This is a genomic window from Pukyongiella litopenaei (genome assembly GCF_003008555.2).
GTDB classification, from domain to species: Bacteria; Pseudomonadota; Alphaproteobacteria; order Rhodobacterales; family Rhodobacteraceae; genus Pukyongiella; species Pukyongiella litopenaei.
Genome location: NZ_CP043620.1, coordinates 14817 through 41307, shown reverse-complemented (window position 1 = coordinate 41307; position 26491 = coordinate 14817). Strand labels below are relative to the sequence as shown.

Sequence of the window (26491 nt, the reverse complement as noted above, 5' to 3'; positions counted from 1 at the left end):
CCTCAGTTCAGCCTTTGTCCTTGCCACTATTGCACCCTGGAAATCATGCACACATCCACAATCAGATGACAGACACCATTGTGAACCTTTCGATGCGCAACTGGGATCACCACACCAGATCATAGCATGGCACCTCCACATACTGCTCAAATGACCGCCTCTGCTAAGTTCCTACTCTGCACCCGAGCGCAGGGTATGTCTGGCAGAACACGCTTCCTCATGGCACAATTTTTATGCCTTCTAGAATCAAGAAACGCGAACAATTGAGCACTGGACATAGAGATTTGAACCGAAATCAACTCGACGAATTAATGACAAAATGCCTAGAGGAACTGTACAATCAAGACGGTCCTATTTTGGCCCAGGATATCGGTGAGCGGGCAATATGCGGGTGCCTCGCTAGGGTCATGGGCCCGAAGTTTCCTCAATACAATGTGGATATCGAGTACAATCGGAAAGGGCCCGGCTTAGAACCGAAGGATATCGAGATGCCAGATGAGAACGGGGTCTTAACAGCCAATCGCATTTTTCCAGATATCATTGTGCACGAGCGGGGGAACAATCTTCGCAATCTCTTGGTTGTTGAAGTGAAAAAATCTACCAGCGCCGTGAGCGATGAACACGATCACGCAAAACTGCAGGCACTATGCTGGCAGTTTGATTACCGACACGGATTGTTCTTGCGTTTGTCGACAGGACCTGATGCCCAGCTGGAGCGGGTTCAGCGCAATTGGTTTGAAGGACCTGCGATTGAGAATCCCTGATTGGTCGCCCTTGATGAGTTGCGGCGCCGCAAACTATTCCAGACCGCTCTTCCGTTTTTCCGGACGCCAAACGATCTCACCGAGACAATAGAGACACTACATCTTTTCGTCATTCCTAGCTCATAGATGAACTCGCAATTCTCATGCATGCTCGGCAATAATCGCCCTTGTCGTCTGAACTGCCGAAGTCAGCATCGTTCGGTCCGCGCTCGCGATACCCAATCCTTCAAAATTCAGCGCCAGTTGACCTTGGCCACCGCCGCTTGCAGCAGCACGAGCCGCGCGGCCGCGGACCTTCGCTGCGCTGACAGGGTCAGTTTTCGCCGCGTTAGGCGCATTCGGGCCGACTTCCCGCGGTCCCGCAGCCGCCCGCACTTCCTGCAGTTCTTGCTTCAACCTCTCCACCGTTTCCCGGGTCTCAGACATCTGCCGATCCCGCCGCAGCCCGTCCTCGTCCGGATACGGGAAACTCCCCGACTGACCGGCGTGCAGCACCTTCAAAGCCGGGTCCTCGAAATACTTCACCCTTCTAGCCCGGATCGGCATTTGCGCGTCGATCACAAGGATGACCTCGTCGAGGTCCATGCGCCGGGCCTCATCCTCTGTCAGAAGCGGGGTATCTTCTGTCCTCTCAGAAACGCTGCGCCCCTCAAACGGATTGCGCCCGACCGCGCGTGACCGGGTCACCACGCGCTTGGTGGTCTTGCCGACGGCCTGGCTTAACTCCTCGATGGTCTTCTGGTCGGACGGTGTGAGGTAGAGCTTCACGCCGGCGCCGCCCTGAAGCGACCTGCGGGTGTTCTCACCATAGATCTCGTCCAGCGCGGGGATCGTCTGGGTGACGATGGCGAGGTTGCCGCCGAAGGAGCGCAGCGTCTTGATGCTCTCGGCGACGATCGGCATTTTGCCGAGCCGGTCGAACTCGTCGAGCATGATCATGACGGGCCAAGGCTCGTCGTCTCCAGGTTCCTGAGCCTGCAGCGAGGCGATCAGGTCCGAGAAGAAGAGGCGGATCAGCGGAGCCAGCGGGCGGATCATCTCTGACTCGACCACGAGATAGATCGCATGCGGGCGGCGGCGGATATCCCGGAATGAGAAGTCAGAGGTCGCGGTGGCCGCGTCAATCGCGCGGTTGTCCCAAGTGTCGAGGCCCGATGTCATCAGGAGGGAGAGGTAGGAAGTGAGGGTGTCGTTGTTGGTCGATGCCATACGCTCGAAGATCAGTTTGGCCGACTTGTTCTTCACCTCCTGTGAACGCTTCAGGTATTCCTTCTGCTTGTCGCCCCCCGAGGCTGTGATGCGATAGATCTCGCCGATGGTCGGCACGCCGCGCTCGAAGGCCAGAAGGCCGGCCGCCACGAAGAGGTCGATACCCCCGGCCAAAAGCCCGCTCAGCTTTTCATTGTCGGTCTGCAGAAAGAGCTTCGCGGTGAGTTTAAGCTCCATCTGCTGCCGGTCGGGGTTGGTCATGGCAGCAATGCGCGCCAGCGGATTATAGCGATGTGTCGGTCGGTCCCAGTCGGTCGGCGCGAAGCGGAAAACCTTGTCCCCCGTGCTGGCGCGGAAGCGCGAGGTCTCGCGGAAGTTCTCGCCTTTCACGTCGAGCACCACGGCGGAGCCCTTGTAGGTCAGCAGGTTCGGGATCACGAACCCCACGCCCTTGCCCCGGCCTGTAGGCGCCACGATCAGCGCGTGGGGGAAGGTTTTTGAGACTAGGAACGGACGCTTGGATTTCGGGGAGCCGAGCTTGCCCAGAAGGAAGCCGCCGCCGGGCTTGGCAAAGAAACCGTTCCTCTTCATCTCGCTGCGCGTCTGCCAATGCGTCGTCCCGAAGCGGGTCAATGCATCCCCCAGAAGCGTGACGCTCAGCATCAGCGATGCCAGGCCGAAGCCGCCAAGGATGAGGTTCACCCAGAGGAAGTCTTTTGGTGCGGACTGAGACAGACCCCGATATTCGCGGGCAAGCAGGGTGACGTCGAAACGCGTGGGAGAAAGCCCATAGCGGAACATAACAAAGCCGGTCGCCACGACATAGCCCATGGCGAGACCGATCAGCACGAGGCTCAACACACCGAGGGCAATCTTGCCTTTATCCATGGGTGATCCCCTTCTCGCCATCTGCCGCAGCGTGGCGCGCGCGCTGCGCCTCTATCTGTTCTTCCGCCAATGCATCAAGAACGCGCTCCATGGCCGGGCCATGCGCGGTGACCTCGCTGCTTTGAAGATAGGTCTTGGCGAGTTCCAGCTGGCGCAGCGGATCCTCGGTGAATGTGTCCAGGACGTCCGCGTTACCGGCCCGCAGCGCGTCGATTGCGTCGGGGCTTAGTCGCTCGTTTATCTGCCGGACGATGTCCTGCTGCTCTGACTCGGAGAGCGGGCCCTCGACGTCGGCGTTTCGCACAAAGGCCATGACGCTTGGCGCTGTCTCTTCCAGATACCGGCGCTCGGCGTAGTCTTGTCGCGCCTGGTCTTCGATCTCGAAACTGCGTTCGCTGATATAGGCACGCGACGCGCCGAGCGAACGAAGGTGATTGATTTCGTCCTGGACGGCCTGCCCGAACTCTTCATCCGGCATCTCCGTGCGATAGCGGGCGAGGGTGCGGAGCTCTTCGGTGATCGGACCGAGATGATCCGAGGGATCCCGCAAGGCGAGGTCCATGTCGCCAGCATGCAGCGTGCGGTCCTGCGCCGATACCGCATATTGCGGCGGCATTCGACTGTCAGTTATCTGTTCCCAGGCCATTGAGGCCAGTTCGGCATGTTGCGGCGATTTCTGCGCGTAGGCGTCGAACGCGGCGCGGGCCTCTTCAACCTCCACGGCACCTGCCCGCCGGACCGACGGGTCGTCGGAGAACGGATGATCGAAATCCGTCCGGCGGAACTGCGCCACCAGCGCCCTGAACGCCTGCCGCTCCGATGGGGCAAAAATGTCGGGCCCGTCCTTCACGAGATCACCCCCAGGTGTCGCCAACCGCTCACCGAGCACTACCTCAGCGTCATCCACCTTATCGACCTCGGTTGGCGCGCGCAGGACGCGTACATCGGTAAGAACATCGCCCAACCGAACATGCACAGCTTCCAGCCGGTCGAGTGCTTCTTCCCGGTCCGCAGGTCTCTCCAGATCGAGTCCCCCTTCTTTGGCAATCGCCTGCAGATCCTGTGCCAGCCACTGACGTTCCAATGCGGCATTGCCTGCCCCTTCCCACAGACGCGCGGCCACTGCCTCGGCATCGATGCCTGTGCCTTGCAACGCCTCGGCCAGTTTTGGTGCCACCTCGCCATCGTCAAGACGCGCGAGATGATCTTCACTGGCGTTTGGCCTTGCATAGATGCCGTCCCGGGACGGAGCATCGACCAGAGCGGCGGAGCGATCCCCAAGCGGGTTCAGATGCGCGACCGAGGCCAAAACGTCGGTCAGCTTGCGCTCGATCACCGGCTTCTCGGCCGCCGGCGCCCTGTCGATCGCCGCCTCGATCTGGCGAATATTCTGAGAAAACTCGGTGATCAGTGTGTCGAACGCTGCTTCGTCTTGGGACATATAGATGGCTCCGTCAGATTGAATCTGACCGCCACTGGCAAGGATGGTGCTGGCCCTCTCGAGCGCCTCGGCCACGTCTTCGAAATTCGAACGTGACGCTTCCGCCGCGAGCCCGCGATAGATCAGGGCATTCTGTCGGACGGTTTCCAGAGCGGCCGCCAGGTCAGCGTCGGTTCTCTGGCGCTCGACAGGGGGACGGCCTTCGTCGCGGGCCTTGTAGATTTCATCGATCTCGGCGCGGTAGGTCGTGACGCCGCGATCCAGACGACGCGTCGCCTCAAGGCGGATCCCATGTCCTCTAGCCGCTTCGACCATCGCCTCGCGAAAGGCGTCGTAGTTGAAGTGATGATCCTTCCCGAGAAAGAACATTTCGCCATCCTTGCTGCGGCGGTTCAGAACGATATGCGCATGTGGATGCGCGCGATCTTGGTGTATTGCAGCAATATAGTCGAATTGCGACCCCTCACCTTGAAAGAACTTCTCGCAGACCGCCTGGGTGATATCGCGCACCTCTTCACCACTGGTCCCAACCGGGAATGCCATCAGCAGATGCGACGTATGGCCAAGCTTGGGGCTGTAGCGCTCGTTCCACTGGTTCTCGAACCGCCGCGCCACTCGGTTGATCTCGGCTTCCGAGAGCTGCTTCTTCCCGTCATGGGTGCCGCGACTGTCGAGGATACCCTGCCAAACCGCGCGAACAGGGCGTCGCGGAAATGATGGTCGATGTCTATTCCAGTTTTGCAGAGCCGCTGACCCATGAGACACTGTACCGCTGGCATCGGATGCTACTGTCCCATGACCGTCGGTTGGAAATCATCGGGGCCTACCGACAACACGCCGAGGCGATGCAAATCGTTTCCGGCCGCCTTGACCGGCCGACGATCCATTTCGAAGCGCCGCCCTCGGAGCGGGTCATGCCTGAGATGGAGCGATACGCGGATTGGTTCAACAAGACCGGGCCGGGGGGAGCAGAGCCGCTTCCAGCGCTGACGCGCGCAGGGCTAAGCCACCTCTTTTTCGAGAGCATCCACCCATTCGAAGACGGCAACGGCCGCTTGGGTCGCGCCCTCGCTGAAAAGTCGCTGGCGCAGAACATTGGCCAGCCGACCCTCATCTCGCTCGCCTTCACCATCGAGAAGGAGCGCAAGGCATACTACGATCAGCTTGAGCAGCATCAAAGAACGCTCGACGTGACCGATTGGCTCGTCTGGTTCGCGGAAGTTGTCTTGAAGGCCCAACAGGCAACACTCGACCGCGTCGGCTTCTTCATCAGCAAGGCACACTTCTACGATCGTCACAGAGACCACTTGAACGAACGCCAGGCCAAGGCCATCGCTCGAGTTTTTCGGGAAGGCCCTGGCGGTTTCAAAGGCGGCCTCAGCGCCGACAACTATCTCAAGATCACCGGAACGTCACGCGCAACCGCAACCCGCGATCTGCAGGATCTGGTCGAGAAAGGTGCGCTCAGCCGAACCGGTGAGCGACGCCATACGAGGTACTGGTTGAACCTGAATGAGCGGAGGCGATCGCATTGACAGAAGTGCGTCCGATCAAACGACACCCTTCCCTTGGCGGGCCGCCCGTCTGGGATTTTTCCAAGTGCACGGATCTGGGGCACCTGCTAAATCTACAAAAAGCAATAAGGAAGCTACGATTTGAGCAGTGAGATCGCAAGCCAGGGAAGCCTATTCACATCTGACTTTCTGACCGAAACCATTCAAGGCGTTTCGGAGTGGAACACCCTCGGGAATGCTGATCTCGACCGTTTCGAAACATCTCTTCGATCGATCTTTGAAAACTTCCCGATTTCCCAGACACCCAACGAAAGTCAGACCGAAGACGATCTGATCTGGCCAATCCTAGAAGCGCTTGGCTGGACACAATCCCTTCGCCAACAAAATCTATCGCCGCGCGGGCGCGAAGACGTGCCCGATGGTTTGCTTTTTGAGAGCGCCGAGACAAAGGCCAAGGCGAACGGCTTTCCCGAAGAGTGGAAGCGATACGAGTTCGGCCGCGCCGTGGTCGAATCCAAGAGATGGGCACGCCCCCTTGATCGCCGCTCCGGCCGGCGCGGGGAAGAAACCGCCCCATCAACCCAGATGCTCCGCTACTTGCGCCGCATCGACGATATCACCAATGGCGCACTACGTTGGGGCATTCTGACCAACGGCTCGAAGTGGCGGCTGTATTTCTCGGGTGCGCGATCGGTATCCGAGCAATTCTTCGAGCTCGACATCGCCGCGATCCTGGACTTGCCAAGGCACAATGAGGGGCTTTTTGCGCTCAATGAGGCTGATCGCCGCCACTGGCTGAAGGTCTTCTACCTTGTGTTCTGCCGCGAGGCATTCGAGCCTGCGGGGGCTGATCCGCGCACCTTCCATGAAAAAGCCCTCGAAGAAGGCAAGTTCTACGAAGAGCGCGTTGCCGAAGACCTCTCAAACAAGGTTTTCGGGGAGGTGTTCCCCGATCTGGTCCGCGCCATCGTCAAGGCCGCGCCCGAGGCTGATCTTCAAGGGGTGCGCGAAGCCGCACTGATCCTGCTCTATCGACTCTTGTTCATACTTTATGCCGAAGACCGCGACCTCTTGCCGGTCAAGGACACACGCTATGACGATTATGGGCTGCGCAACAAGGTGCGCCTTGATGTCAAAGAACGCAAAGACAATAACGACGTCTTCTCGGATACGGCCGCGCGCTATTGGGGAGCGATGGCCGACCTTTTCCTGGCGATCGATCAAGGCGACGCGTCGATAGGCTTGCCGCCCTACAATGGCGGTCTGTTTGACCAGGGGCGCCATGCGATCCTAACCAATATCCGCATCCCCGATGCAGTCATGGCGCGTGTGATCGACGCACTTTCCTTTGAGCTGACGCCGGAGGGGCGCAAATATATCAACTACCGCAACCTCTCGGTGCAGCAGCTTGGTTCGATCTATGAGCGGCTCCTCGAATACGAGGTGACGCGCGACGGCGAAGATATCACCGTTCAGCCCAACATCTTCGCGCGCAAGGGGTCGGGCAGCTATTATACGCCCGATGACTTGGTGCAGCTCATTCTTACAGAGACCCTTGAGCCGCTTGTGGAAGAGCGAAAACGTGCGTTCAAAGACAAGATCGAAGAGCTAGGGCAAGGGGATCTGCCAGATCATCGCAAGATCGGGCAGCTTAAGCGCCTCGATCCCGCGACCGCGCTTCTTGACCTCAAAATTTGTGACCCGGCTATGGGTTCCGGCCATTTTCTCGTAAGTCTGGTGGACTTCATGGCCGATCAGGTGATTGCAGCCATGGCAGAGGCCGAGCTCGATGCGCCCGAGGAGTGGGGGGACTATATTTCTCCGCTTGGCGAGAGGATCGATACGATCCGCAACACCATCCTTGCTAACGCTGACGAACGGAGCTGGACGATCGACGAGGAGCAACTCGACGATCGGCACATCATTCGCCGGATGGTCCTAAAGCGCTGCATCTACGGCGTCGATAAGAACCCGATGGCAGTCGAACTCGCGAAGGTAGCTCTGTGGCTCCACACCTTCACCGTGGGTGCACCACTGTCTTTCCTGGATCACCACTTGCGGTGCGGGGACAGCCTTTTTGGATCATGGGTTAAGAGCGGTATCGACAAGGCCGCGACATACGGCACACCGCTCCTTCTGCACGAGCCCATGAGACGAGCGCTCCGGGCAGCCTCAAAGATGCAGATTGTCGAAGGTCTGACAGACGCTGAGATCGCCGAGGCGCATCGTTCGGCCGACGTGTTTGCCGAGGTGCAGGAGATGACAGCGCCCCTCGACGCTCTATTGAAATTTATCCACGCGCTGGAATGGATCGGCGTCAAAGACAAGGCAGGAAAAGCCGCGTTGAAAGTCTTTTTCGACGGGCAATTTGGTGATCCTTTGGCCATTGCCATGGGCAAACGCGACCCCCGGATCAAACGTGACGCCGACAAAAGGTTTGCTGAAATACTCGAAGAAGCGCGAACTTTGATTGCCGAAGAGAACTTCCTCAATTGGCAAGTTGCTTTCCCTGGAATTTGGTCCGATTGGGAAGATGACCTGCTGAATGGTGGGTTCGACGCAATTGTCGGCAACCCACCTTGGGACAGGATCAAGCTTCAGCAAGTCGAGTGGTTCGCCGCCCGCCGTCCGGCGATAGCAAGGGTTCAACGTGCCTCCGACCGGAAAGTTCTGATCGCCGATCTGCAGAAGGCCGGCGACCCGCTCGCTTCGGAGTTCGAGAAAGCGAATGCCCGCGCAGAAACGACCAGCCGGATGGCAAGAAAAGGAGGAGATTACCCTCTCCTTTCTGGTGGCGACACGAATTTCAACTCACTGTTTGTCGAAAGGGCGCGAAAGATAATCGCCCCTGGCGGTATCGTCGGGCTGCTGATCCCATCTGGCATCGCCACGGAAACCAGCTCGCAGGAGTTCTTTTCGCAGCTGATCGAAGGGCATGCCGCGTCTTGCTATTTCGACTTCTTCAACAAGCGGGCCTCCGGACCCCTCTTTTTCCCAGACGTCTACTACCGCTTCAAGTTCAGCGTCCTTGTCTTCTCAGGAGGGGACAAGACTTTCGACCAGTGCCGCTTTGCCACTTTTGTTCGGGACATTGTCGAACTGAAGGACCCCCGCAAAGTGTTCAGCATGGGTGTCGATCACTTCAAACACGTCAATCCGAACTCGAAGACCGCACCGGTTTATCGAGCTACCCGGGACCGGGAAATCTCGACTGCGATCTATGACAGGTTTCCAGTGCTTGTAGATCGCTCGTCAGGCGAAGAAGTCAAAGCCTGGCCAGTCCAGTACGCCACTCTCTATCACATGGCCAACTCTTCGGACCAGTTTCGCACCGCCAAAGAACTTCAGGAGAAGGAGGGTGCATGGCCTGAAAGCGGCGGTGTCTGGGGCAGCTCGCAGGGAACGTGGGTGCCACTTTACGAAGGCAAGATGGTCCAAGCGTTCGATCATCGCGCGTCCGGCATTACGACCGTTGATGCAAATCTCCACCGCAGTGGCCAAGGAGCCGCGACCACGGAAGAGCAAAGGCATGACCCGAACCATGTTATTGCACCGCGCTACTTTGTACTCGATCCCGGCGATCTGCGCGTTGAGTTGGCGATCAAGGATGTCACATCCACGACGAATGCCCGGTCCCTGATTTCCTGCATCATCCCGCCGTTCGGTGCCGGACACACCCTTCCAATCTTGCGGATCGAAATCGAAGACGCGAAGGAACGTGCAGAAGCCCAAGCCATACTGGCCGCATCGCTCAACAGCACCATGGTCGACTTCGTTGCCAGGACCAAGATCCTGAGCAACCACGCAAGCTGGTACATTCTGGAACAGCTTCCAATGATCCCACCCGCAGAGTTTCAATCGACACGATTTGGCAGCAAGTCCGCTTCGCAGATCGTGTGCGAAACCGTATTGGAGCTGACCTACACCTCCCACGACATGGCACCGTTTGCGCGTGATCTGGGTTACATCGATGACGCAGGGGCAGTCCGCCCCCCGTTTGGCTGGGACGAAAGCAGACGTGCAATGCTGCGCGCCAAGCTCGACGCACTGTTCTTCATTCTATACGGCCTCACCGATCGTGACGATGTCCGCTATGTCTTCTCGACCTTCCCGATCGTTGAACGACAAGAGGAAGAAGCCTTCGGCGAGTTTCGAAGCCGCGAGCTTTGTCTTGCCTGGCTGAATGCATTGGCGTCCGGCAATCCTGATGCGAAGATCAGACTGTAGAGTCCGGGTGCTAATGCTCCCTCACGCGATAACTGAACCGACATAATGCCGACCTTTGCCGCCCAGCAAGACGGTCCCTCGAGGGCCGTAACGACGGATGTCGCGTAATACAGGCTATTCCCTGCTCCAATCGATCATTCCTCGGTCCGAAACAGTACTCTCTCGCAGCCCGCCAACCTTGTCACAAAATACAACGACATTCTTTGCTTCCGCCCTTGCGGAGGGAACGATCAGGCCATCGAAATCTAGAAAGTGTGCGACTTCACCAATTTCCTGAGTACGTGGATACTCGTCGTTCTTTTGCTCATAGGAAAGTCGACCGAACGTTTCCGTGTTCAGCCCGACCTTGGAAAGCGCCTCCAGATCCAGAAATTGAAGCGCACGCCCAAGTGAAAGTTCAATCTCGAACATACGATACTTGACCTTGCTTGGCATAACCGGTTGGCCGCGCATCAGATGGAATCGCATCTCTTCCAGAGCACCTGATCGAGCCAAGGATGTATAAAGCACATCGAAAGTTCCATCGTCCCACCGACCACCGGACGCGCTGCAGATCAGCGGATCGCGCCCGTCGCGCACCAGCCGCCAAACGTTCCCTTCGAAAACGACGGGATCGATCGCCTCAATCGCGTCAATCAGCCGGTTGTCGCGTCGAGCTTTAACCATTCATTGGACCTACACATAGACATCATTGTCCAGCCGGTCGATGACGGCCAGTACTTCGAGCGAGCGATCATTGTGAATAAGGTCCATAGCACGCTCACCTCCGAGTTGTGGGTGCCGCGCATAGAGCCAGGCACGAACCTCGTCCGGTGTGTAATATTCATTGAGACGGCCGACGATGTAATAGAGGTCGGACAGAATCAATTCGTTCTTTGGTTGCGGCTTGATATCACCAGCCTTCCAACGCGATACCGTTGCCTTGGAGACATCCGTGATATTTGCGATATCGGTTCCTTTCAGACCCCCGATGTCGGCAAGTTCGCCGATGTAGCGTGACACTGCACTTTGCATTTCTTACCTCTGATCACCGCGCCGCAGGGCCGTGTCGACATTGAAGTCGCAAGCCCGGGCACGTGGGGACTCCATTCCGCGCTCCTCATGGAGCTTTTCAAGCGCATCTGCAACCTTGCCCATCGTCTCTGCATGCGCCCTAGTCCGCTTTCGCAAACTCGTCAGGTCGACTCCCGCCGCCTGAGCTTGAGCCTCAGTGGGCTTAAGGAAGCTGACATCTTTCGCGCGACGCTCGGCATCCGCCATCGTCTTTGACAAGAAATGCCCTGCTCGGTTGAGGTCCGGTACGGACTGAAGCGCTTCTTGCGAGCGCACCAAATGAAGAGCCTGAATCTGCTTTCGAGTTCTTACCATTTCTTCAACGCTGGAAACGGTTACAAACTCACTTTGCAGAAGCAGTTTTCGCCCGCCGCGAGACTTGGCAAGCAACTCGAATTCGTTGGCATAAAACCCTCTGCCAAGACCCGGAACCTGCACAATGCGCGGCCGAGCAAATCTTGCATCGGGATCTGGTTCTTCAGGCATCTTGTGCCAGTCCCGAGCGTTGAACTGATCCAACTCGAGTATCCCGCTCGCGGACCCAGAAGCCACGCCAAATGCTTCCGTGGCCTCTGAATTCAAACCAGAGCAGTAGTCTAGGATCACGGGCTTCCCGATATTGTGGAAACCGCTGAGCATCCGGATCAATGAACGAACTTTTTGTGGACCGGGTTCTTTTCCTAGGCCGGAAAGGCGCATCCAGACGGCATCGACCGGAAGTATCGAAAGTGTTTCCGCTAGCGCCTTCCGCGAAGTGGGATCCACCAATCCTTGGACGCTTTGAATTACAGGATAGTCGATCCGGATTCGGCCTCCGCCCAAGCGATCAAGCGCCGTTCGAAGAGCCGAGCAAGAGGCAGCATCCACCTTGAGCCAGCCGTCGAAGCTGGGATCGCCCAAGAAATGGCTCGGGGCAAGCACGCGGTCCGCGCCGACCGCAACCGCCATTTCTGCGATGCGCTCAATGACATCCGCGTTGTAATCGTCCGGCCCCAAAGGCGACATCGGGACCTTAGTCAACCAAGCAGAATTGCGTACGAACGTCCGATGTCGCGCGGGGCTCGACAGCTCGGCCGCTCCAGTGTCAATCGTAATCTCCACACCCTCTGCTTTCAGCTCTTTTGCGAGAGCTGTCTGTCGATTGAGGCGTCCGGCATCAAAGACAACTCGCGAAGCCGGCAGACCTCCGGACGCAAACATCTCGGCAAACTTGTTGTGAGAGTCTCCAACACGGAAGAACTGCGCCAACGGAGAACGCAGCCGCTGGCCTTTTGGAAATGGGACGACAACCTTGGTCATGGCGCTTGTTCCATATCAGTTTCACGGTTCAATATAGTGAAACCGTTACGAAACCTCAATCCTTGGAGTTTATCCCTCAAGCAACCGATAGCCCCGCCGCTTCTTCGTCGCCGCAAGCTTCATGAGCGCAGTGACCGCTCTACCCTCGTCCGGGTGCTGTTCGATCAGCATCTGCCCTCGAAACCCGATACGGCCCCATTCCCGCACAAGGCATGCGCCGCCAAACAGGTCCGGCTGAACGCTCATTCGATAGAAGCGCCGCATGTTGAGAGACGGGTCGATCCGCTTGAGATCGACCGTTGTCGGGAACACTTCCATTTGCTGCGATATGTCGAACATGTTGTTGGCGCCTCTCTCCAGACCACAATATCAAGCGCTCTTCGACGTTTCCACAATGTTCTGTCCCGGATTGAAGTCGGGGGCTCACGCCCCCTTCTCGAACTTCATGACCGGGATGCCAAGCTTCTTGGCCTTGTCGGCGAGGTTTTCCTGGATACCGGTTCCGGGGAAGACAAGGACCCCGACCGGGAGCACATCCAGCATCGCGTCGTTGCGCTTGAATGGCGCGGCCTTGGCGTGCTTGGTCCAGTCGGGCTTGAAGGCCACCTGCGTCACGCCCCGGGCTTCGGCCCATTTCGCGGCGATGAGCTCTGCGCCCTTCGGGCTACCACCGTGCAGGAGGACCATGTCGGGATACTTGGTCCGGACCTGGTCGAGCTTGCCCCAGATCAGGCGGTGATCGTTGAAATCGGTCCCGCCGGTGAGGGCGACCTTGGGGCCTGCGGGAAGCATTACCTCGTTCTCGGCGCGGCGCTTGGCGGCCAGGAAGTCGCGGCTGTCGATCAGGGCGGCGGTCATGTGCTGGCGGTTCACCATCGAGCCGGTGCGGGGGCGCCAGGTCGATCCCGTGTGATGGACGAACTCGGTGGCGGCGTGATCGCGCATCATGTCCATGCAGTTGCGCCGTTCGACGAGGGTCAGGCCTTCGGCCGTCAGGCGCTCGAGTTCGACGGACTTCACTTCGGAGCCGTCCTGCTCGCGCTGGAGGCGGCGCTGCGCCTGCTCGTTCTCATCGAGCGTCCGCTCGATCCGGGCCGCGGCGCGGTGGAAGAGGTTGACCTGGCCCCAGAGCACCTCTTCGAGGTCGGGTTCCATACGGGTGTCTTCCAGGGTCGCGACGAGGGCGTCGAAGATGTCGGCGACGGCGAGGCGCTGCCCATCGGGCATCGGGCGCGGATCGGGCTCGTCAAAGGGGCGATAGCCGTAGAGTTGGAGTTCGTCGAGCGCATGGGCGGTCTGGGATGCGCTATGGGCGGGTTCATACGCGTCGTCGTGGGTATGGATCGTCATGGGTTTCTTGCCTCCGGGCCTGTCTCGTCCGCGCGTCATCCCGCGCGGCCTTCATGGGCAGACCCGAGCCGTCGGGGCGGTTGCCCCTTCACCCCGGCTTCACCGGGGCCGGAACAGCGTGGAGGAGGTCGGCAGGGAAGCTATTTGTCTCGCGATGCAAAGGCGGCTTTGCCGCCGGCGGAAATAGGTTCCCTGCCGACCTTGCAGGGGCAACCGCTTTGACGGCCTGCCCATCTCTTGAAGGCCGCTCGGGTGACGGGTGGATGCGCAAGGCCCGGGATGGGGTGAGGACGACGATCCAGAGCCACGACTGGGATGCTGCCCCCTGCCCCGCACTCCCAGACCCCCTGCGCGATGCAGCTCAGCCCAATAGGCGATGCCGATCCTCTGGCCCGATCTGACCTGCCAGATGCTGGCGCAGCGCGTCCTTGCCGTTCGCCCGAAGATCATCGTTGAAATCCCCGAGCCGCGGTTCCAGCACCCGCACGCGCACCCCGACCTCGGAGGCTCTGGCGCTCAACTTCTCTGCCGCGCGCTGCCCGGCCGGATCGCGGTCGATCGCGACGTAAAGGCGCTTCAGCCCCTCCGGCAGCAGGACCGCCCCGAGGTGTCCCGACGAGAGCGCCGCCCAGACGGGAAGGCCCGGGGCCGCCTCGGACAGGGACAGCATGGTCTCGATGCCCTCGCCGACGACGAGGATGTCATCGTGCGGGGTGAGCCTGACAGCATTGCCGAGGAGGTGACCCATAGCCCGACGCTCTGGATTCACTGCCGCCTTCCCCTGTCCGTCAGGCGCCAGCCAGGTGCGATGCACGCCCTGCACGGCCCCTGCCCCATCGGTAACCGCCGCGATCATCGCCGGTCTGGGGATGCTCCGGGTCTGCCCCTCTTCCCGGTGCCAGCACTTCGGGTGGAAGCGTAAGGCGCCGTTCGCCCCGAATTGGGCGATGCCTCGGGAACGGAGGTAGGTCTCAGCAAGCGTGCCTGTGATCGGGTTCGAGGCAGCAAACAAGCGCGCCGCCGCCGCAGGAGTGCCACCGGGCGCCTTGGCCTTCCTCGGCTCTTGCCTATCCGGGACGACCGGCTGCGGACGGCCAAGATGCGCTCGGGCCTCGGCAAGAAGGTCGGGGAAGCGCGTGATCCCCGTCCGGGCGCGGATGATGTCCAGGAGATCGCCATGCTCGCCTGTGGCCCCATCCGTAAACTTGCCCGCTGCCCCCGGCCCCGACGCGGGCCCGGTCAGCCGCACGAAGAGCGAGCGGCCAGGATTGTTTTGCAGGTCACCCACGATCCAGTAGGACCCTTCCCGCCGTCCGGCGGGAAGGTAGGCACGACAGACGCCTTCGGCATTTTCTGCCAGATCGCGCACGAGGTCTTCGGTCTCGGAATACATGGGTCAACAGCCTCCGCGATCATGTAGTCTTGCGACAGGCCAACGTGCAAGCAGACGATCCAGTATCGCGATGCCATCGGCGTCGGTCGGGCAAAACAGCCGAAGCTTCCAACTAATAATCTCCGAGAAGAAGCCATCGGCCTTGAGCCGATCCTTGGCTGCCTCCGAGAAGCCCGACAGTTCGATCCGGTTCGCGCCCATGACGCGCGAGCGGTGCAATTCCATCCCTTCGGACAGGCACACCATGGTCTTGCCCTCCAGAACGAGGGCATGGACCTGCGCGGCCGAGAGCTTGGGCGCATCGGCGGCCAGCGTGGTCGCGACCCAGGCAGGCGAGACGCGGCGGCCGATGATGCGCTGCCCGTCATCGGTCTGCAGGCGGTAGACGCGGGTTTCATCCTGGGGAAGCTGCTTCCAGATCGGCAGCAGCAGACCTGCCACGATGTGCAGCGTGGCTTCGGAGAACTCCGGCACCTCAGCCAGTTCCGCAGTCCACGCCGCAGTGAAGGCCGCGCGGTCGGCCTCGAGCCAGTGGGTGTCCTCCATGACCTTGGCCGGGACCGTGCTGGCATCAAGCGGGCGGATCAGGCGCAGGCGCGGCTCGATGGTCCCATCGTCCAGCATGTGACTGGTGGCGGGCACTTGCATGGCAGCCCGGCCCGAACGGCTGTTGATGAGACACCGCGCCTTTGGATCATCGAGCCAGTCGAGCGCATCCACGAGGGAGGTCGGCGTGTTACGCCGCTTTTCTGCGATGGTCAGGAGCTGGGTTTCTGCGCCGGACCCGGGATGGGTGTAGATCACCCCCGCATCGGTGACGCGGAAGCTTTCGGCGCGCAGCGTCTCGAGCCCGAGGTCATAGACCCCGGCGGCGATGGCGCCCTCAATTCGCTGATCGAGCAGCTCCTCGAAACCCGCGAACAACACGGCCTGCATGTCGATCGTCAGCGCCAGCAGGCGATTGAGGAAGGTCGTGATCGGCGGCAGGTCATCCTTCAGCCCGTTATCATCGGTCAGGCTGAGCCCGGTCGCATCCTCGAAAGCCCCGAGCGAACATCCGGCCAGATCGCCGCGATAGATGCGGCGGTAAAGCTGGCGCAGGGCGTCGCGGGCGTAGGGCGACTCGAGGTTGTCTTCGGGCCGGAACAGCCCTTGCCCACCGGTCTGGCGCTGGCCGCGCGTTATAGCGCCAAGCGTGTCGAGACGTCGCGCAATGGTCGACAGGAACCGCTTCTCCGCTTTGACATCGGTGGCCACCGGCCGGAACAGCGGCGGCTGCGCCTGGTTGGTCCGGTTGGTGCGTCCGAGGCCCTGAATCGCCGCGTCTGCCTTCCAGCCGGGTTCCAAGAGGTAGTGGACCCGCAGGCGCTGGTTCTTCGCCCCGAGATCGGCGTGATAGCTGCGCCCGGTGCCGCCGGCATCCGAGAAGATCAGGATACGCTTTTCGTCATCCATGAAGGCTTGGGTCTCCGTGAGGTTCGCGGCTCCGGCCCGGTTCTCCACCACGAGCCGTGCCGAATGCCCTTCGCCCTTCCGCACGATGCGCCGCGAGCGCCCTGTGACTTCGGCCACGAGATCGGTGCCGAAGCGCTGGACGATCTGGTCGAGTGCACCCGGCACCGGTGGCAGCGAAGCCAGTTTCTCAATCAGCGCGTCACGACGCCGGACGGCTTCGCGGCAGTCCACCGGTTGGCCGTCGCGCGTGACGGGGCACGACGAGAGGTTGCCCTCGCTGTCAGTGAAAGGCTCGTAGAGCTGGACCGGGAAAGAATGGGCGAGGTAGTCCAGAACGTAATATGCCGCGTCAGCGTTATGCTGAGTTCTGGGTTTCAAGCTGTTGTTCTGGCGTTTCATTTTCGGGTTCCCGCTTTGGATAATAATGATGCCTCTGCTCTCAACTGCAGAAGGACATCCCCATGAACTCCCCCTCGAACTCTCCGGTCGGCGGCCGCGCCGAAGCCGAGGACCTGCTTACGCCTGCCGCTTTCGCGCTTTATGCTGGACGGGGCGGAAAGGTCTGGGTGGAAATCGCAGGTGGCGGACAGAAGCGACATTGAGGCGGAGTTGGCGCGGGTTCGAGCCCGTCTGGCCGATCTGGATGTCGAACGAACGCAGCTTCAGCGCGACGTTGCAGCGCTGGAGGCTCGTCTCGCTGCAGAGCACGTGCCGGCAGTGAGACAATCCTCATTCGAGAACGCCCCGGTTACGAATGCTTCTCCGTCGCACCAAAAGGTCGAGCTGTTCCGTCGCCTGTTCGCCGGTCGGCCTGACGTGTTTCCGGTGCGATGGGAAAACAGGAGGACCGGTCGCTCAGGATATTCGCCGGCTTGCGGCAACGAATGGGTGAAGGGCATCTGTGGCAAGCCAAAGGTCAAATGCGGCGAGTGTCCTCATCAGAAGTTCATACCGCCGGATGAAGGTGTTATTGCAAGGCACCTGCGTGGCGACGACGGTCGGGGCGGGGATTTTGTTGCAGGCGTCTATCCGCTCTTGCCCGGAGATACCTGCTGGTTCCTGGCGGCGGATTTTGACAAGACTTCCTGGTCGGAGGACGCCAATGCGCTGCTCGAAACCTGCCGGGTGAAGGGCGTGCCCGCAGCGTTGGAGCGGTCGAGGTCGGGTAACGGCGGGCATGTCTGGATATTCTTTGCTGAAGCGGTTTCTGCCCGTCTGGCGCGCCAGCTTGGATCCGTCCTGATCACGGAAACGATGGAAAGGCGGCCGGAAATCGGCTTCGCATCCTATGACCGGCTGTTTCCGAACCAGGACATCATGCCGCTTGGCGGGTTTGGCAACCTGATCGCGCTGCCGCTCCAGAACACCGCGCGCAAGGTGGGCAACAGCGTCTTTGTCGACGCGGACATGCGGCCATATGATGATCAGTGGGCCTATTTGTCTTCCTTGCCGCGAATGACCGCCGCAGCGGTGACCAACCTCGTTGAAGCGGCGGAGCTTTCCGGGCGGGTGCTGGGCGTCCGCATGCCGGTTGAGGACGAGCAGGCGGACGAACCTTGGAAAATGCCTCCGTCACGTCGCAGCACGCCGCGTCGACTGGAAGTGCCCATCCCGCAGACCATCAAGGTGACGGTTGCCGATCAAATTTACATCGACCGATCCGACCTTCCATCGGCCATGATTGCCCAACTGGTGCGGTTGGCCGCGTTCCAGAATCCCGAATTCTACCGCGCACAAGCGATGCGGCTGCCTACATTCGGGAAGCCGCGCATTGTGTCCTGCGCCGAGTTGCATCCCCGGCACGTCGCGTTGCCGCGTGGCTGCTTTGATGAGGTGACCGGGTTTTTCTCCGATCACGGAGCAACTGTCGAAGTGGACGATTTGCGTGAGGACGGAGCCCCTTTGCCGGAGATTGTGCGCTTCCGAGGCGAGCTGCGCCGGCAACAGTCGCAGGCATTTGACGCATTGGTCGAACACGATACCGGCGTGCTGGCCGCCACCACCGCCTTCGGCAAGACGGTCGTGGCCTCCGCGCTGATCGCACATCGCGCCCGCAACACGCTGGTTCTGGTGCACCGCCGGGAATTACTGAATCAATGGGTCGAACGGCTTGGCTCATTTTTGCAGATCGATCCCAAGCTGATCGGCGCCATCGGGGCCGGAAAGCGCAAACCCACCGGTGTGATCGACGTGGCGCTTATCCAGAGTCTGGTTCGCAAGGGTGAAGTTGACGACATCGTTGCCGATTACGGCCATCTTGTCGTTGATGAATGCCATCACTTGTCCGCTGCAAGCTTCGAACTCGTCGCCCGCAGATCGAAAGCGCGCTATGTCACCGGATTGTCGGCAACCGTTGCCCGAAAGGACGGGCATCACCCGATCATCTTCATGCAATGCGGCCCGGTGCGCCATCAGGTGAGCGCAAAATCGCAGGCCGCCGAAAGCGGCCTTCGCCATCGGGCGCGGGAACGTCACACGAGATTCCGGTTGCCGGAGGCGCTCGCCATGGCCGAGCGCCCGTCCATGCCCGCAATTTATGCAGCACTGGCGGCGGATGAGACCCGAAACGACCTGATCTTCGACGACGTTCTGAAATCGCTTGAGGCCAAGCGCTCGCCGATTGTCCTGACCGAGCGAAAGGATCACCTCGACTATCTCCAGCAGCGGTTTTCCAGATTCGCCAGGAATATCGCCGTGCTCCGGGGCGGCATGTCGGCAACGGACCGGAAGGCCGCGCAGACGGCGTTGAGCGTTGCCGATGATGAGGAACGGCTGATCCTCGCGACAGGGCGCTATATCGGCGAGGGCTTCGATGATGCGCGGCTCGACACCCTGTTCCTGACGATGCCGATCGCATGGAAGGGAACGTTGGCGCAATATGTCGGCAGGTTGCACCGGCGGCATGACGACAAGAAAGACGTGTTGGTGGTTGACTATGTCGACAGTTCGGTCCCCGTCCTCGCGAGAATGGCTGCCAAACGAAGGACGGGCTATCGGGCGCTTGGCTATGTGATGGAATAGCGCCCCGCAGAATGCGGGACGCCAATTTTGTCTTGTCGTTCAGGAACGCTGCGCGGCGACGGCCAATATTTGCATCAGCTTGTCCGAAGGCTCACGGAACTTGCCGGGCTTGATCAGCGGTGCGTGATGCGCCTCGAGAAGCGCAAGCTTCTCGGTTGGATCCGCGCGCAGATACATCTCGGTCGTCTGGATGCTGGCATGGCCAAGCCAGAGCGCGACCTTGCGGATATCGCCGGTGGCCTGAAGCGTGTGCATGGCGCAGCTGTGCCGCAGCACATGTGGGGTGACGTGCTTTGCGGCAATCGACGGCGCCGAACGTTCGGCCACCGTCACATGCTGCCTGAGCCGATATGCAAATCCATCCCGCGTCATTTGCCGCCCATCTCGGTTCAGAAACAGCTCCGGGCCTACATTGCCGGGCCGGACGGCCAGCCACGCCCGGATGGCGCCCTGGGTCTCCTTCCAGAGCGGCAGCACACGCTCCCGCCGTCCCTTGCCCAGGATCCGCAGGCTGGAAAACGACCCATCGGGAAAATCGTCCATCCGCACCGCGAGCAGTTCGGACGCCCTCAACCCCGCCGCATAGGCCAGATGCAACATGGCCCGATCCCGCAATCCGCCCCGCGTGTGGCGGTTCGGCGCGGCAAGCAGGGCGCGGACTTCTTCCTTGGTCAGATAATCGATCAGCTTGGCGTCTGTCCGCTTGGTCGGCATGGCGCGGATCATCATTGCCTGCTCAAGGCAGGCCGGATGGCGATGCTCAATGAAACGAAAAAACGATTTGATCGCTGCCAGTCGCGCGTTGCGGGACCGGATGGAATTGGTGCGTCCCTCTTCGATATGTTCGAGGAACGCCCTGACCATCTGCACATCAATATCTTCGATGAAAAGTTCCGATGGAGTTCGCTTGAGCCGCCCGGCGACAAACCGCAGCAAGAGGGCGAAAGCACGGGCATAGGCCGCGATGGTATGCCGGCTTGCCCCGCATTCATCGGGAAGATGGGTTTGCAGAAAGGCGGAAAGGTCGGGAGCAAGCGGGGTCATGTCGCACCTCCGATCCAGGTCTCCTCGGCGGTCGACGCAATCATCTGCAACAGAACCGGCGTGGCCTCAAGGTACCAGTAGGTGTTGGCAATATCCACATGGCCGAGATAGGTGCTCAAGGCCTTCATGTGCCGCAACACCGCCTGCGGGTTGTTCCCGCAGGCCTCCAGCGATCGCACGGCGAAGGTATGGCGCAGATCGTGCACCCGGGGACCGGGACCCGTTGGGTTGCGATAGCCGAGCTTGCGCACGATCCGCACGAAAACCACGTGGACCCTCGTCGCCGTCGGGGGGCGGCCATGGCCCAGAACGAAAAGCGCATCGCCTACTTTGCGTAGGCTGTTGCGGGCTTCAAGATACCGATCCAGCGCGGCGCGGGTCGAGGCATGAATGGGAACGAGACGGGTTTTGCCGAACTTGCCCTTGCGGATCATGAGGCCGTCTTCCGTCAGATCGCCGCGCTGCAGGGACAATGCCTCCGAAATCCGCAAACCCGTCGACGCGAGCAGCCCAAACAGGTTGTGGTAGGTCAGCGGGCTGATCGGCGTCAGGCCGGGTACCAGAAGCGCTTCCTGCATGATACGTCTGATCTGGTCCTGCGTCAGAATATGCGGTGCAGGTCGCCGTCGTCGTGAACGGCCAAGCAAGCCCATCGCCGGAATCTCGTGCCGCATATCTTCAGCATGCAGGAACACCGCCAGCGCACGGGCTCGGTCAAACCGCTCCTGCGCGGCATAAGGCGTCGCGGCGCCGCCGGCCCATTCCAGGATCAACGCTGCCGTCAGATGCGTGATGGATCGTTCCGCAGCAAAATCCGCGAAGGCGCGCAAGGATCTCTCCTGCGCGGCGAACTTCATACCAAGAGCGCGATTGAATTGGACGAAGCGATCAACGTGGTGATGTATCATGACGCGCACCCCGGCCATGGTTGCGCCACGTCCGTCAGCATCCCGACATCGACCTTGGCATAGATCGCGGTGGTATCGCGCGAACTGTGGCGCAGCGCGACACCGATCTGGTCAAGATCCGCGCCGCCGCGCAACCATGCGGATGCCAGCGAATGGCGAAAGACATGCGAACCGGTCGGCAAACCGGTAAAGCCGCCCCGGCTCAGGACACGGGAAACGATCCCGGCGATCTCGGCGGCGGATCGCAGCGGGGTAAAAGGGGCCTGGGTTCGCAGAAACACCCTGTCCGTGGCGACCACCGGACGCGCATCCTCGATATAGGCCAGCAGCGCATCGCCTGCATCCTGCGGCAGGGGCATCATCACGCCGCGTCTGCCCTTGCCGTGCAATCGCAACCGGCTCGCGCGCCAGTCGATATCGGACAGACGCAACTGCCAGATATCCCCCGCGCGCAGGGCCAGCCGGGCGAGGAGGAGGAGAATGGCGCGGTCCCGTATCTCGACCGATGTATCGGTGCGACAGGAGGCAATGATCTCTTCAATCTTCACCATGGGGATCGTACGCGGGACCGTCGAAAGCCTGCGCCGAACTGCGGGTGGCACCGCATGGACGAGAGATGGGGCGCATTGGCCTTTGGTGATCGTAAAGCGCAGGAAGCTGCGCAGCACGGTAACCGTCATGCGCACAGATGATCGCGAGCGCTCTTCGCCCTGATCCAAGACGATCGACCGGATGGACGCCGCGTTGTAATCCTTCGGGGTTTTGCCAAGTCGATCCAGCCAACGGCCGGCTTCGTTCAAGTAACGCCGAACCGTCTCGGACGTCACCCCGCGTTCGCGTCGCAGCCATTCTGAAAACGCGGTCAGGCGCGGGTCACAGGGGACGAAGCATTCGAGCACTTCAGCCGGGATCAGGCCCTCATCCCGCAAAAACTGGATGAAAGCACGAGCGCCACGACGGCGATCTCTTGGACCGGAACCCGCGACCCGTTTGCCGCGCTTGGTCCTGATCCCGCAACGGCAATCATGATGCGCGAATTGATCCATGAGGGCATCGTCGATATTGTGGACCGAAACACGCATCTGCAGCGCCCATTCCGCGAAATGGCGCGCCTGACTCAGCCGCATCGAATACGTTACCTTGCTGTATCCGGCGGCGCTGAGCTTTCCGGCATAAGCCTCCAGATATTGCCCGAGCCGCGCGACATCATCGGCAATCGTGACCGCTCCGGTGCCTTCGAGATAGCTCAGGAATCTGCGGGTATCTGTGGCATAGACAGGTTTGCGCAGTTGCGCAGGGCTGTAGCGGCCGCAGCGGCAGCGATGACGCAGGAACCGATCCAGAACTGATGCGTCGAGGTCCCTGATGGAAATCTCTCGGGCGCGGGCCCACTTCAGAAAATGCCGGGCGGCGCTCAGCGCGCCTGCCGAAAGCCGGGGATTGTCCGCGAAATAGGCGCGGACGAGGGTGTGGTCCTCGGCTTCGGCGCGGCCGCCGACCGGAGAGTTCGAGGGGGAGTTCATGGGGATGTCCTTCTGCAGTTGAGAGCAGAGGCATCATTATTATCCAAAGCGGGAACCCGAAAATGAAACGCCAGAACAACAGCTTGAAACCCAGAACTCAGCATAACGCTGACGCGGCATATTATGTCTTATCCCGAGCTCGGGATAAGATGTTTTCCCTGGGTGTGATGTCACAACGGATATCATTCCATTCGTCGGTTGGGATCTCCGACAGGCGGCGTTCCATCAGCGCCTCACCCGTCGAGACGATCTGGATGACTGCCGCGTGACCCGCAGCCAGATCTGCATCGATGGATGCGATTAGCGTGGGGGTCTTCATCGAGGTGAGCAAATGGCCGAAGAATCGCTGCTTGGCGGACTCGAAGGCGGACCGCGCGGCGGATTTCGCCTGACGGTTCAGTGTGCCCGACCCGCTCGGCCCGTCGGCCGCGCCGGAAATGTTCGCCGCCTCCAGCGCCGCGGTCAGGTTGTTGTGGATGATGGCGAAGGCCCCGGCATAGGCATCATAAATGCCGCGCTGCTCGGGGCTGAGCGCATGCTCCAGCATCTCGTATTCGACACCGTCATAGGACAGCGAGCGCGCCGTGTAGAGGCCGAGGGACCGCAGGTCGCGGGCGAGGACCTCCATCGCGGCGACGCCGCCAGCTTCGATGGCTTGCACGAATTCCGCCCGCGTCGCGAAGGGGAAGTCTTCACCACCCCAGAGCCCGAGCCGCTGAGCATAGGCGAGGTTGTGGACCGTCGTTGCGCCCGTGGCCGAGACATAGACCACGCGGGCATTGGGCAGTTTGTGCTGCAGGCGCAGGCCCGCCCTGCCCTGCTGCGAGGCCATGGTATCGCCCCGCTCGCCTTTGCCGCCGGCAGCATTCGCCATGGCATGGCTTTCGTCGAAGAGGATCACCCCGTCGAAATCCGCCCCGAGCCAGTCGACGATCTGGTCGACGCGGGATTTCTTGGCACCCCGTTCTTCCGAGCGCAGCGTCGCATAGGTGGTGAAGAGGATACCCTCGGTCAGAGGGATGTCACGGCCCTGCGCGAAACGCGACAGCGGCGTCACCAGCAGGCGCTCCTGCCCGAGCGCCGACCAGTCGCGCTGTGCATCTTCCAGCAGCTTGTCGCTCTTTGATATCCACAGCGCCTTGCGTCTTCCTCGGGCCCAGTTGTCGAGCAAGATCCCGGCCGACTGACGGCCCTTGCCTGCCCCCGTACCATCGCCGAGGAAAAAGCCCCGCCGGAAACGGACTGCGTCAGCGGCATCCTCGGGAGCGGCCGAGACCATATCGCCGGTTTCATCCACGGTCCACGATCCGGCGAGATGCGCGCCATGCGCCTCCCCCGCGTAGATGACGGTCTCAAGCTGCGCGTCGGACAGCAGGCCGTCGCGCAGGATGGTCGCCGGAAGCTTGGGGCGATAGCTGGGTTTCGGAGGTGCGACAGAGGCCATGGCCGCCGATTGCACAAGCTTGGTCGGGTGCGATGCGGCGTCTGGGATGTCGATCGCCTGCAGACGGAAGGTCTCGTAGATCGCGTCGGACAGCCGTGCGGCATCTTCGTCCTCGGCGGCATCGCGAGTTGCGTAGTTTAGTTCCTCGGCCTCGATCGGTGTGTCTGATTTCGCCGGTAGAGTCGCAGACGTCGCACGGGATCGGCTGACGGGTTTGCGGGTGGTGAGGTGAGAATTTCCCGGGAAGAGGGAAGAGTGGCCCAGACCCGCATTTGCGGCCTGTTCTAGTTCGAGGCGCGGGGGAACCTCTGCAGTGACCCGGGACATCAGATGCGCCACGTCCCTAGACATGGGTTGGCGCAGGTCTGCGGTGGTGCCGCCCGGCTCGCCGCCACGGCATTTGTCGAAGACAGAAATCCGCGTCTCAAAGCTGGTGCCGTGCTTGGCGAAAGCTGCTCCCGACACCGCGCCGGTGAAGACGAAATGGGCCGTCTCGGTCAGACGGCCGAATGTCTCGGCCCAGGCCGACGCATCCGGCGCGAAACCGGCTCCGGTGATGGCGACGAGCCGTCCGCCGGGGGCCAGACGCGCGAGGGCCGAGCGCAGATGCCGGGCCGTCGCCTCGGTCGACCGACCATCGACATTGGCTTGGGCCGAGAAGGGCGGGTTCATCAGGATGACGCTCGGGCTTGAGCAGGCGTCGAGATGATCATCGATCTGCGCGGCATCGAACCGGTTGACCGGTCGGGCCGGGAACAGCAGGCGCAGAAGATCGGCGCGAGTGTCCGCCAACTCGTTCAGAGCCAGAGTGCCGCCGGCGATCTCGGCGAGGATCGCCAGAAGCCCGGTCCCGGCAGACGGCTCTAGGACAAGATCACGGGCCGTGATCTGTGCTGCCGCCACAGCCGCGAGCCCCATGGGCAGCGGCGTCGAGAATTGCTGAAAGCGCTCCATCTCTTCCGACCGCCGGGTGTGCGTGGGCAAGAGGCCTGCCACCTTGGCGAGGATCGGCAAGAGCGCCGCAGGCGAGCCCGCCCGGGCGAGAAGGGCGCGGCCGAATTTCCGCAAGAACAGAACCAGCGCCACCTCGCCGGCCTCATAGGCGAGCTTCCAGTCCCAAGCACCGGTCGCATCGGAACCGCCAAAGGCATGTTCCATCTCGCGGCGCAGGCGCAGCGCGTCGATCTGAAGCCCTTGCGCCAGATCGGGCTGCAGCGCTTCGGCAACAGCAACGATCGCAGGGGCGGGATTTGCTGCCAACGGGACAATGGGCGCAGGCAAGGACGCCTGCGCAACGGGGGCAAGGTGGGTCATCGGGAAACTCCGGAATGAAGGACAGGATCAGGCCCGGACACCCTCTCTCGGGCAGCCTCGGACCTGATCTTTCCCGGCCCCTCTCTCCCTTTCGCACCAAGGTGTTCCCGACGCTTGGCTTGATTTTGTTCTTGTTATGTTCTATGCTCAGAGCCAAGTCAGAAAGGGGGTTCCACCATGGAAAGCACCAAGCACGCCCTGCCCGCAACGCCCAAGCAGATTGCCTATGCGCGGTCGCTCGCCCTGCGCAACCGGACGCTCCTGCCCTGGGAGGTTCAGCAAGACCGGCGATCTTTGAGCGCCTGGATCGAGGCTCAGGCCCAGCTGAAACCGGTATCGGACATGGACCGGCTGCCCACGTCCAAGCAGGTGGCCTTCGCTGAGAAACTCGCCCGGATCAAAAGGCGCGCCGTTCCGGACGAATGCTTCCGCGACAAGCGGCTCATGTCGAAGTGGATCGACGGGAACAGGTGAGAACGGCACCGGCTGGCTCCGACCTGCCGGAGATTCTGCCATACCGCGGTTTGGCAAACCGAGCGCAGCTGCCAAGCTGTAGGTTGGCAGACTGGACCTTCGGGACATCAGCCTCGGTCAAGCTCCTGTCCGAAGGACCAAGGTCTGGTTCCGGCGGCACGCCGGGAGGT

Annotated in this window: 15 protein-coding genes and 3 pseudogenes; 5 read left to right on the top strand and 13 right to left on the bottom strand. The window is 61.0% G+C overall.

Going from position 1 to position 26491, the window contains the following annotated elements:
• Window positions 1–488: 488 nt before the first annotated feature.
• Complete coding sequence (locus tag C6Y53_RS20000; RefSeq protein WP_149615716.1) at window positions 489–764, top strand: hypothetical protein; 276 nt, start codon at window positions 489–491, stop codon at window positions 762–764.
• Window positions 765–905: 141 nt separating this feature from the next.
• Here the strand turns inward: C6Y53_RS20000 and C6Y53_RS19995 are convergent, their stop codons facing one another.
• Both C6Y53_RS19995 and C6Y53_RS19990 read right to left on the bottom strand, forming a co-directional pair.
• Window positions 906–2861, bottom strand: a complete 1956-nt coding sequence (locus tag C6Y53_RS19995) for a type IV secretory system conjugative DNA transfer family protein (RefSeq protein WP_149615715.1) — start codon at window positions 2859–2861, stop codon at window positions 906–908.
• Window positions 2854–4980: a relaxase/mobilization nuclease domain-containing protein gene (locus C6Y53_RS19990; protein WP_342212786.1), complete on the bottom strand. Its 2127-nt coding sequence runs from the start codon at window positions 4978–4980 to the stop codon at window positions 2854–2856. The genes C6Y53_RS19995 and C6Y53_RS19990 overlap by 8 nt, the downstream gene beginning before the upstream one ends.
• Between C6Y53_RS19990 and C6Y53_RS19985 the strand changes: the two are divergent.
• Both C6Y53_RS19985 and C6Y53_RS19980 read left to right on the top strand, forming a co-directional pair.
• Window positions 4974–5837 (top strand): annotated as a pseudogene (locus C6Y53_RS19985) (Fic family protein); the annotation flags it as partial. The gene C6Y53_RS19990 and the pseudogene C6Y53_RS19985 overlap by 7 nt on opposite strands.
• A 120-nt stretch (window positions 5838–5957) precedes the next feature.
• Window positions 5958–10043, top strand: a complete 4086-nt coding sequence (locus tag C6Y53_RS19980) for an Eco57I restriction-modification methylase domain-containing protein (protein ID WP_149615714.1) — start codon at window positions 5958–5960, stop codon at window positions 10041–10043.
• 114 nt (window positions 10044–10157) lie between these two features.
• Here the strand turns inward: C6Y53_RS19980 and C6Y53_RS19975 are convergent, their stop codons facing one another.
• The 7 genes and pseudogenes from C6Y53_RS19975 to C6Y53_RS19945 all read right to left on the bottom strand — a co-directional run.
• Window positions 10158–10709, bottom strand: a complete 552-nt coding sequence (locus C6Y53_RS19975) for an RES family NAD+ phosphorylase (RefSeq protein WP_149615713.1) — start codon at window positions 10707–10709, stop codon at window positions 10158–10160.
• Window positions 10710–10718: 9 nt separating this feature from the next.
• Complete coding sequence (locus tag C6Y53_RS19970) at window positions 10719–11045, bottom strand: antitoxin Xre/MbcA/ParS toxin-binding domain-containing protein (RefSeq protein ID WP_232786339.1); 327 nt, start codon at window positions 11043–11045, stop codon at window positions 10719–10721.
• A 15-nt stretch (window positions 11046–11060) separates the two neighbouring features.
• Window positions 11061–12395: a hypothetical protein gene (locus tag C6Y53_RS19965; protein ID WP_149615712.1), complete on the bottom strand. Its 1335-nt coding sequence runs from the start codon at window positions 12393–12395 to the stop codon at window positions 11061–11063.
• Window positions 12396–12464: 69 nt separating this feature from the next.
• Window positions 12465–12734, bottom strand: coding sequence for a WGR domain-containing protein (locus C6Y53_RS19960; protein ID WP_149615711.1), 270 nt, complete (start codon window positions 12732–12734; stop codon window positions 12465–12467).
• Between the two features lie 84 nt (window positions 12735–12818).
• On the bottom strand, window positions 12819–13745 hold the full coding sequence (locus C6Y53_RS19955; RefSeq protein ID WP_149615710.1) for a DUF2493 domain-containing protein: 927 nt from the start codon (window positions 13743–13745) through the stop codon (window positions 12819–12821).
• Between the two features lie 361 nt (window positions 13746–14106).
• Entirely contained in the window at window positions 14107–15138 is a 1032-nt protein-coding gene (locus tag C6Y53_RS19950; protein WP_149615709.1) for a DUF7146 domain-containing protein, read from the bottom strand.
• Window positions 15139–15141: 3 nt separating this feature from the next.
• A pseudogene (locus tag C6Y53_RS19945) lies at window positions 15142–17022 on the bottom strand (strawberry notch C-terminal domain-containing protein); the annotation flags it as partial.
• A 150-nt stretch (window positions 17023–17172) separates the two neighbouring features.
• Between C6Y53_RS19945 and C6Y53_RS19940 the strand changes: the two are divergent.
• Window positions 17173–19614, top strand: coding sequence for a TOTE conflict system archaeo-eukaryotic primase domain-containing protein (locus C6Y53_RS19940; RefSeq protein ID WP_149615620.1), 2442 nt, complete (start codon window positions 17173–17175; stop codon window positions 19612–19614).
• A gap of 39 nt (window positions 19615–19653) precedes the next feature.
• On the opposite strand, the gene C6Y53_RS19935 is transcribed toward C6Y53_RS19940, so the two are convergent.
• The 4 genes and pseudogenes from C6Y53_RS19935 to C6Y53_RS19920 form a co-directional block, all read right to left on the bottom strand.
• Window positions 19654–20658 (bottom strand): tyrosine-type recombinase/integrase, encoded by a 1005-nt coding sequence (locus tag C6Y53_RS19935; RefSeq protein ID WP_149615621.1) that lies wholly within the window; start codon window positions 20656–20658, stop codon window positions 19654–19656.
• Entirely contained in the window at window positions 20655–21566 is a 912-nt protein-coding gene (locus C6Y53_RS19930; RefSeq protein ID WP_149615692.1) for a tyrosine-type recombinase/integrase, read from the bottom strand. Before C6Y53_RS19930 ends, C6Y53_RS19935 begins: the two co-directional genes overlap by 4 nt.
• On the bottom strand, window positions 21563–23089 hold the full coding sequence (locus tag C6Y53_RS19925; RefSeq protein ID WP_149615622.1) for a tyrosine-type recombinase/integrase: 1527 nt from the start codon (window positions 23087–23089) through the stop codon (window positions 21563–21565). Before C6Y53_RS19925 ends, C6Y53_RS19930 begins: the two co-directional genes overlap by 4 nt.
• 145 nt (window positions 23090–23234) lie before the next feature.
• Window positions 23235–25847 (bottom strand): annotated as a pseudogene (locus C6Y53_RS19920) (strawberry notch-like NTP hydrolase domain-containing protein); the annotation flags it as partial.
• 177 nt (window positions 25848–26024) lie between these two features.
• On the opposite strand from C6Y53_RS19920, the gene C6Y53_RS19915 reads away from it, so the two are divergent.
• A complete protein-coding gene (locus tag C6Y53_RS19915; protein ID WP_149615708.1) occupies window positions 26025–26321 on the top strand; it encodes a hypothetical protein in 297 nt (98 codons plus the stop codon).
• The last annotated feature ends 170 nt before the right edge of the window (window positions 26322–26491 follow it).